Source organism: Microcoleus sp. T3_D1, assembly GCF_036700405.1.
Lineage (GTDB): Bacteria > Cyanobacteriota > Cyanobacteriia > Cyanobacteriales > Microcoleaceae > Microcoleus.
The window spans coordinates 63488-71718 of record NZ_JAUBOV010000036.1 but is presented as its reverse complement, the minus strand read 5'-3'; the positions used below and the strand labels follow the sequence as shown (position 1 = coordinate 71718).

General features: G+C 48.0%; 5 protein-coding genes. All 5 read left to right on the top strand.

What is annotated here, in order from left to right; translation table 11 throughout:
* Positions 1–1995, top strand: a 1995-nt coding sequence (locus QT992_RS17605) for a hypothetical protein (protein WP_333377392.1), incomplete at its 5' end; no start/stop codon positions are given.
* A 210-nt stretch (positions 1996–2205) separates the two neighbouring features.
* A complete protein-coding gene (locus QT992_RS17600; protein WP_333316912.1) occupies positions 2206–3054 on the top strand; it encodes a CIS tube protein in 849 nt (282 codons plus the stop codon).
* 38 nt (positions 3055–3092) lie between these two features.
* Positions 3093–5276, top strand: coding sequence for a phage baseplate assembly protein V (locus QT992_RS17595; RefSeq protein WP_333316910.1), 2184 nt, complete (start codon positions 3093–3095; stop codon positions 5274–5276).
* 74 nt (positions 5277–5350) lie between these two features.
* Positions 5351–5782: a GPW/gp25 family protein gene (locus tag QT992_RS17590; RefSeq protein WP_333316908.1), complete on the top strand. Its 432-nt coding sequence runs from the start codon at positions 5351–5353 to the stop codon at positions 5780–5782.
* Between the two features lie 107 nt (positions 5783–5889).
* Positions 5890–8067, top strand: coding sequence for a putative baseplate assembly protein (locus QT992_RS17585; protein ID WP_333316906.1), 2178 nt, complete (start codon positions 5890–5892; stop codon positions 8065–8067).
* Positions 8068–8231: the final 164 nt, after the last annotated feature.

Below are 8231 nucleotides of genomic sequence, written 5' to 3'. Positions count from 1 at the left end.
GCAAACGAACAAGCGGCGGAGATTTCTACATCCAGCCAGCCAATAGTTGCCATCCCCAATATTCAAAAACAGGAAAATTATCCCAGCGAAATTCCTTCACCAATTCAGCCATTACCAGCAGCCAACGAACCAGCGGCTGGCATCCCAAATGTTCAAAAACAGGAAAATTATCCCAGCGAAATTCCCTTACCCATTCAGCCATTACCAGCAGTCAACGAACAAGCGGGTGGCATTCCAAATGTCCAAAAGCAGGAAAACTATCCAAACGAAATTCCCTTACCCATTCAGCCATTACCAGCAGTCAACGAACAAGCGGGTGGCATTCCAAATGTCCAAAAGCATGAAGGAATATCAATATTTCTCCAAAGAGAGGCGATCGCAGAGGCAAACTCCGCTAGAGAATCATTAATATCTAAAGATGCAAGGTCGATCGACGAGGTAGGATCTGTATCTGCCCCCAACCTTTCCCTAATAGCAGGTGAGGCAACAGATACAGCTATTGTAGGGTCTGTTGCCTCTGAGTTGCCTGCGATTCAGACAGATCGGGAAAGCAACCAGCCTTTGCCAAGTAGCGGAACTAATCGTTTGACCCCCGCGATCGCCCAACTTAGTGCCATAGTCCCTTCTGACCCAACCGTTGAGCAAGATGGTACTGTGGTAGCTTCCGGTGCATCACCTGAGAGTACCGACCAAAGTCTAATATCGCTTGCTCAGACAACGAAACCATCGCTTGTTCGCAGGACACCGGGAGAATTAGAACCTGAACAACTTCAAACCTCTGCACCGGAACAGGTGCAACTAGCATGGGACAAGCCGGATTTTGTTCAGCAGGATGGGAAAGGAGCCTCAACTGAATCTAGTACCATTCCAGAAGAGCAACCTGCGGGGGAAAGGTCAACCCTTACTCAGCTTCAGCAGCAAACCTCGATCGCCCAAGCCTCTTCAGATCCTCAACAGCCTATTGCACAAGGGCGATCGCTTTCTCCCAGTCAACCTGCTAACATCCAGCGAGACTCAGACTCTCAAGAAACAGAAGCATCGCCTGGTGTAAGAGAACAGTCTTCAATAGAAGGGCGATCGCTTTCTCCCAGTCAACCTGCTAACATCCAGCGAGAGCCAGAGCCTCATCAATCTCAAGCCAGTATTACCACAGAGGATGTCCGACCTGCCGAAACGCAAACTGTCGCCCAGCTATTAAGCCAACCTGGAGCCACTCCCCAACTCCCGAAAGTTTTGGAAAATATTACCACTAGCCAACCTTTAGGTATTACTAAACCTTTGATTCAACGCTCTGAATTCCTCTCAGAAACTTCTTTCCCAGAAACTGCCCGTATCTTCTCAAGCGATGAGCCTCAAAACTTTTCTGTAGAACCCGCTGTCCCCACCTACCCATCAGTTACTAATATACAGGAAAAATCGGACAAAGATTTCAGTAGTGAAGTGCTAAAACAAAGTATGATGATTCAAAGGCAAGAAAGCGATGCTCCAATCACAGATGTCCCTGATTCATGGTCAAGTATTGAAGAATTGCTCGGTGAAAATAATGCAATACCAAGCGACCCCGCAGTGGTGCAAACCTACTCGACAGGAGTGCAGCAAGCAGTTCCGCGCCAACAGCAGCAAGCAATATCGGATATTCGCACTGCCATGCTACTTCCCCCTGGAATTTTTAGCGGAACCGCAGGCATTCACAGTTTAGATTTGCAACAGCAGCCAACTTCTGTAAAGGCGTTAATGGAAAAAGCTCTCCAATCTAGAACGAAATTGGAAGAAAAAGCTGCCCCTCGTAACGCTGAACCTGCTCAAACTATCTCATCCTCTTATCTCGGAGTATCTGAAAAATTAACCCAAGTTACTGAAACAAAGGAAGAGAAAAAAGAGGAAGAATTAACAACTGACAAGGTAGAAATTTTGGCAAGAGAAATTTATCCACTCTTGCGACAACGCCTAGAGATTGAAAGAGAGCGTCATGGGTTCTATTATAGTTACCGATAACTCCTCTAAAATCTGAGAGGTTTCCTCAATTTTAATTAATAAGCTGTTGTGCATTTAATTTGTATGTTGAGGGCGGGCAGGATGCCCACCCCACAAGAGGAAAAATTTATTTTACTATGCAATTTAAATGCGGATTAGCTTAACGTATCTGCTCGTCACACGCAGTTTATTCTAATTAGTTCAAGTTTTCTAAGTAACTAGGAGTGAAACATGACAAAATCAGACAAAGCACGCCAGATAGTTAAGGATGGGCTTGTAAAAATTGGCAATTCAGCCATAGAGACACAGGCGAGAACATCTGATAGAAAGCGGGATAAAGATTTCCAAACAATAGAAGTAATAAGGCGGAAAGAGGCTGAAAACCTCTATAAACAACAACAAGTTGATAGCCGTCTTGCCAAAGCTGCTTTAATTCCCAGAACTGGGGAACAAGCTTCTACGATTAACTTCATGTTCAACCCAACTGATCTGAGCCTGAGCCGAAGTGTTAGTATCACTCCCATGAACGGAGCAAGGACACAAAGAGGTTTACCCAAAGTTAATTTTGGCTTTGTTGAACCATACAAGCTAAGCTTAGCTGGAATTTTGTTTGATACCTACGAAACAGGAGGAAGTGTATTAAATGAGATTCAACCATTACTAGATGCCGTCGATTTTTCCAAATTTCAAGACCCATTTAAAAAAGAAGAGGCGGGTGGAAAAAAATATCAAGAAAGAGTGGTACAAGCCACTATGGGTAATCAAGCGGCCCAAGAACTCTTTACATCTGTTGGTAAAAATTTTGCCGGAGTAAATGTAAATGCTTTGGAATACAAAGAATATGGTGCAGGAAAGATAGGAGAGCAAATACTCGATATTCGACGGCCTCCTGTTTTTTACTTCATTTGGGGCGATAAAAATTATATGTGCTGCATGGTCAAGCAGTTAGATTACAAGTTGACCATGTTTTTACCCAATGGTACTCCCGTGAGGGCAATGGTCAATATCACTCTAGAAGAAGTTGATTTAGGAGTCGCAGATAGAGGATTTAGTGCGCGACAATCTATCATTAGCAAATAAATCTTAGCCAATTTTTTTTGATAAAACATTGAGTGTCTATGACTTCCAAACCTACTGATTATGTATCTATTCCCCTCATCGAAATTCCCGATGCCGACCCAAAATTAATGAAGGATTTCACGAGAGATGTCCTCCAAATTTGTGTAGAAGAAAGCCTACACTTACCTGGAATGTTCACTTTGGTGATTAATAACCCCTATGCTCCCTTAGATCAAGAAACAACAACCTGGCAATACGATTCCATTGTTCAGGTTGGAAAAAAAGTTAAACTCGGTTTTACTTCCAGTACCACAGAATCTACTCAAGCACAGACAGGATATGTCATCGAGGGAGAAATTACAGCAATAGAAACCCACTTCACCAGTCGTACCCAAGCGCCCATCGTCATTCGAGGTTATGATGTCGCTCACCGCCTGCATCGAGGGCGTTATATCCGCTCTTTTCAAGACTATACAGATGGGGATATTGTTGAAGAAATTGCCAATGAATTAGGCATCGAAATTGACACCTTAGAAGAAAGCGGAGAGGTACACGAATACATCTTTCAAGAAAATCAAACTAATATGGAGTTTTTGCGAGAACGAGCGGCTCGCATTGGCTTTGAATTATTTGTTCAAGATGGCAAACTGTATTTTCGCAAACCTAAACAGAATGAAATTTTAAAGCTGCAATGGCTGCGGGATGTATCTAGTTTTCGCGTCCGCATTACCACTGCCGAACAAGTCAAAGCAGTGGAAGTGCGGAGTTGGGACTATGAAAGAAAAGAAGTAATTGTTGCCCGCGCCCCTCAACAAAGTCCTGCGCCTGCATCGAATAGCTCTAATTTAACAGGGCAGACAAAGGTAGCAGTAACTAACGCATCGGATAACTTAGTTATTACGACCACTAATCATGGACGAGGAAGCGACTACAGCCAAAAATTCGGCTCTAACCCTCCAGAGCCGAAAATGATCGTAGTTGATAAGCCGACTGCCACTCTTAAAGAAGCGGAGGTAATGGCAAAAGCGCTGTTTAGTGAATTAGAGGGAGATTTTGTCTGTGCGGATGCTCAAGCTCCTGGCGATCCGCGCATTCGACCAGGGAAAGTGATAGAACTAGAAAAAATGGGGCGCTATAGCGGTCAATATTACGTTACCGAAAGCCGCCACTTGTTCTATGAAGGCATTTATACCACAGAGTTTAGCGTGCGGGGGCTGCGCGGAGGCGATTTGCTGCAAACATTGTCCCCATCTGTGAGGCCCAGACCTGGGCAAACCCATCTGGTAGGCATTGTCACTAATAACAAAGATCCCAAAGGTTGGGGGCGAGTTAAGGTGAAGTTTCCGACTCTTACACCTGAAAAAGACAGCACGGCTCATGCGAGTTATTGGGCAAGAGTTGTCGGGGTAGGCGCCGGTCCAGGGCGGGGTTTTGACTGCTTGCCAGAAATTAATGATGAAGTGTTGGTGGCTTTTGAACATGGCGATATCCATCGCCCTTATGTGATTGGTGGCGTTTGGAATGGAGAAGATCAACCTCCAGAAAAGGTGGAAAATACAGTGGGCGATCGCTCTCAAGTGCGCCTACGAACGTTTAAAACCCGCACAGGTCACACTTTACAATTTGTAGAGGAAACTCAACATAGCAGCCAAGCTGGAATCTACATTACCAGCAGTGGCGGTCATCAAATTGAAATCAATGATAGCGATGGCTCCATAGAAATTCAGACCCAAGAAGGGCAGCGCATCACGTTGAGCGATCGCTCCTCTAACATTACCATCCACTCCAAAGGCGACATCAACCTCACACCCGGCTCGGGTAAAGTAGTCGTTTCCGGTACCATTTTAACGGGCGGCGTCCTCCTCGGCACTCCACTCAGTTCGGTCAATGTGGGTGAAACTCTGACTAGCTTAAAGGAGCAACTCCAGCAAAATACCGAGGGCGATCGCCAGCGCGATCGCACCGCTGCCGAACTGCGGCAGGAAATTCAAAACAATGCTCAAGCCGATCGCCAGCGCGATCGCACCGCCGCCGAACTGCGACAGGAAATTCAAAAAAATGCTGCTGCCGATCGCCAGCGCGATGAAACCTTAAAAGCACTACAAAACCAAGTTCAGCCCAGAACTTCGCCTACTCAGTCTCAGACTGCATCCCCAGCGAACGCTTCTACCAATCCCACCAGCAATCAAAAGTCCGCTCCAGCGAACCCACCAGCAACTTCCTCGACAACTCCTACACGTTGATTCGACTTTTGTCGAATACTCCCACAGAACCCACTTTGCTAAATTGAGAGCATCTGTCTGCGGAGGTACTTGGCATGGTCAATCTAGCCAACCGGCAATTGCGTCGCCCCTACTTGGGTCAAAGTTTGCGGTTTCCCCTGCAAGTCAACCCACAGGGAAGCATTGACTTGAGTGCAGAAGAGCAAAACATCCGAGAATCTATATACATCATTCTCTTGACCCAGTGGGGAGAACGAGTGTACCGCCCCAACTTTGGTTGTCGCTTGTCCGAGTTGATGTTTGCTCCCATAAACTCGCAAACCCTAATGCTGATGCGGATTTATGTCCAAGAAGCCTTAGAGGTGTGGGAACCCAGAATTATTGTTGATGAAGTGTTAGCCGATCCCGACCCCACTCAAGGCCGAGTCGATCTCATCATTAACTACCGCCTCCAAACCAGCTACGAGTCCCGCAGTATTATATTTCCGTTTTACCTTCAGCCAGAACCAGAATTCGGGAATGGGTAACTCTCAGTAATCAGTGGGCAATGAGCAGTTAACACTTAACAGTTAACCATTAGCTAACAGATCGCAACTGACCAATTACCAATTACCCATTACCAATTACCTAGACTATGGTTTTTGATTTCCTGCCCAAGCTACCCAAGCCGAATTTAGATGACCGGGACTACGAAGACCTGGTAAAAGAGTGCCTGCTGCGAATTCCCCGCTATTGCCCAGAGTGGACGAATTACAACCCCAGCGATCCAGGGGTAACTGTGATTGAATTGTTTGCTTGGCTGACAGACCAAATGCTCAGCCGCCTCAATCAAGTACCCACGCGCAATTACATTACCTTTCTCGAATTGCTGGGTATTCGCCTGCAACCGCCCAACCCTGCTACTACAGAATTAACCTTTTATTTAGTGGGCAACCTGCCAGCAGCTTATACCATTGTCGCTGGCACCGAAGTGGCAACAGAGCGCACGGCTACCCAACCCGCCATTATTTTTACCACCGATCGCCCCCTCACTGTTGCCCAGCCGAAAATTCAGCACTTCCTCGTCGGGGAAGACGCCCCTGACATTCCCCAAGTCTTGCGCGATCGCTTCACTAACTTCTGGAGCATGGACAATAACGGTCACTGGTCAGGACCAGAACTCTCCCTCTTCAGTGAAATCCCCCAGCCTGGAAATTGCTTTTACTTGGTCTTAGACCCCGACGAACCCCTAGAAGGAAACGTCATCGCCTTGACCCTGAAAGGCCAAGAAGCCACCCCCACTGGCATTAACCCCAACTCTCCCCCGCGCCGCTGGGAAGCGTGGAATGGGAACGGATGGGTGCCACTCCTGCTGAACGAATCTGACGACGAAACCCAAGGCTTCAGCTTCAGCAACATTGCTCAACGAGGTGGCAACCCTGTAGAGGGAGCCGATGTCATCTTGCACTTGCCAATTAATTTCCCCGTTGCTCACTTTACCGCCTACCGGGGGCGGTGGCTGCGCTGCACCTGTACAGAACCGGGCGGCCAACAGCCTGCTTACAGCCGATCGCCCCGCATTGTCGGTCTGGGGACAGTGGCGATCGGGGGAACAGTAACGGCAACCCAATGTGAAATCGTTGAGGATGAACTGTTGGGGGAAAGTAATGGCGACCCCGGACAAACGTTTCAATTGCAACGGAGTCCTGTGCTGGCACGGCAAGAGGATGAGTTCCTGATCGTCATTCCCCCAGGTGGCATTCCCCAGCGGTGGCAAGAGGTGAACGATTTTGCAGATTCAAAGCCGAGCGATCGCCACTATACGGTGGACTCGATGACCGGCACTCTCCAATTCGGCCCCTTGGTGCGGGAAGCGGCCCAACTCAGGGAAGCAACTCAGTTGCGGGCGCGCCTGCAAACTGGTGGTTCACAGCCTGTGCTTCCTGCTACTGGTACCTTAGAACAGCAGTACGGCGCGATACCGTCTAGGGGTTCTAGCCTGCAGATGTCTCGCTACCGGACTGGGGGCGGCGCGGCGGGCAATGTCCAAGCGGGAATCTTGGAAATCTTGAAAACGGCGGTTCCTTACGTTGCCAGCGTTACGAACCACATCAGAGCTCGCAATGGCAGTGACGGAGAAACGCTAGAACAAGCCGCAATCCGCGCCCCGCTGATGCTGCGAACGCGCGATCGCGCCGTTACTCCCGAAGACTTTGAAACTTTAGCCATTCGCGGCGGCCAAGGTGCTGTTGCCCGCGCTCACTGCCTGCGAACAACTGGAAAACAAGCCGGAACGGTGAGGCTGTTAATTGTCCCGCAAGCCAGCTTGGATGGGATTGAGCGCGGTAAAGGCATTAACCCGGACAGTTTTACGCTGACATCGGCGCTGGATCAACAAATTATCGCTTATTTAGATCGGCGGCGGCTCTTAGGTGTGCAAGTGCTGTGCAGCCAACCTGATTACGTTGGTATCGCCGTGCAAACAGAGGTTGCCCTCAAGCCAGAGTATAACAATGCGGTGGCTCAAGCAGAAATTCAGAGGCAAATGTTAGTGGCACTGTATCAGTTTTTCAATCCCATTACAGGCGGTGCAGACGGTAAGGGGTGGCCGTTGGGTCAGCCTGCTTATCCCAATGATGCGATCGCTGTCCTGCAACAGTTTGACGCGCTGCGCTATATCGGCACTCTGCAGCTGTTTGAACTGCGCCGCCAAGAGCAATCTTGGGTGCGTTTGCCCCCAGTTCCCATAGTCAATCCCGGGCCCTTGGGACTGATTTGTTCTTGGGCTGACTCTCAAGCGCGATCGCAGCACCTTATCAATTTCATTCAGTAGATAAATGTCAGTTGTCAGTTGTCCGTTGTTAATCCGCAAGTAATTACCAATTACCGCATTGCTAATTTACCGTATGAAAAGCTAAATATGCAAGTCATATAAACCAGTATCAACAAAGCTTATGGGTTTTCAAGATAATTTTTTTCATACCCTAATTAAGCAAC